This window comes from Spiroplasma endosymbiont of Megaselia nigra (assembly GCF_003987485.1).
Classification (GTDB): domain Bacteria; phylum Bacillota_I; class Bacilli_A; order Mycoplasmatales; family Mycoplasmataceae; genus Spiroplasma.
Genome location: NZ_RCOO01000304.1, coordinates 1 through 848 on the forward strand (window position 1 = coordinate 1; position 848 = coordinate 848).

Genomic DNA, 848 nt, shown 5'->3' on the forward strand with positions numbered 1-848 from the left:
GCGTGGGACTAATAAAACATGAAATCATTTAGCAGAAAAATTATTTTTTGCTTGTAATTTTACCGATTCTTCATCTAATATTTTACGAAGATATGCCAATACCCATGAAGATACTACATTTGGCGATACAATTAATGTATGTAATTATCTATACGATAAATATGGGATTGATATAGGACCCGACAATGAAAATGGCATTGTTTGACCTAAAAATGTTAAAGAAGGTGGAGAAATTGTTTTTCCTAGTGGTGTTCGCATTGCTTTTGCAGGTTATGCTAATGGTAATAAAATTATGGGGGAAGGTTGGTAAAGGCAGTGGTATTATATCGGCATGAACTGACGAAATGATACGTGCTGAAGAAAAAGAAATCTTAACTGATAAAGAACTAGATAAAAGATATAATAATTTAAGAGTTTCAATGTTTCGTTCAAAAAGTTTAAAAGTGTCTTACGAAAAATACACGGATGAAAATGATAATGAACAATATAATTTAGATAATCCTATTCCAGTAAAAGAATTATCTTGGACATTTCAAGAATGAGACAACATAGCAAAACAACATATAACATTAACAACATATTTTCATAAAACATATTCTAATCAATTTACTTTTAACCCTTTTGATAAATACCATGTCTTTTATGAAAAATTTGTAACGCCATATTTACCTTTAAATGAAAGAATTAAAAACATTTTAAAAGAACACAATCAAGTATATTCAGAAAATAAACAAGCATTTAAAGGTTTGTACAATGTTTCTTTTAACTGAGAATATGAAATAAAAAACCTTTCTAGGTTATTATTAAATATATAAAGTTAGGAGAAACATTTTTTATATGGCAAAGGG

At 27.7% G+C, this 848-nt stretch carries 2 protein-coding genes; both read left to right on the plus strand.

Going from position 1 to position 848, the window contains the following annotated elements; all coding sequences use genetic code 4:
* On the plus strand, positions 1–310 hold a 310-nt coding region (locus tag D9R21_RS07815), incomplete at its 5' end, for a hypothetical protein (protein ID WP_158614011.1).
* Positions 279–815: a hypothetical protein gene (locus D9R21_RS06760; RefSeq protein ID WP_126821567.1), complete on the plus strand. Its 537-nt coding sequence runs from the start codon at positions 279–281 to the stop codon at positions 813–815. The genes D9R21_RS07815 and D9R21_RS06760, both read left to right, overlap by 32 nt.
* The last annotated feature ends 33 nt before the right edge of the window (positions 816–848 follow it).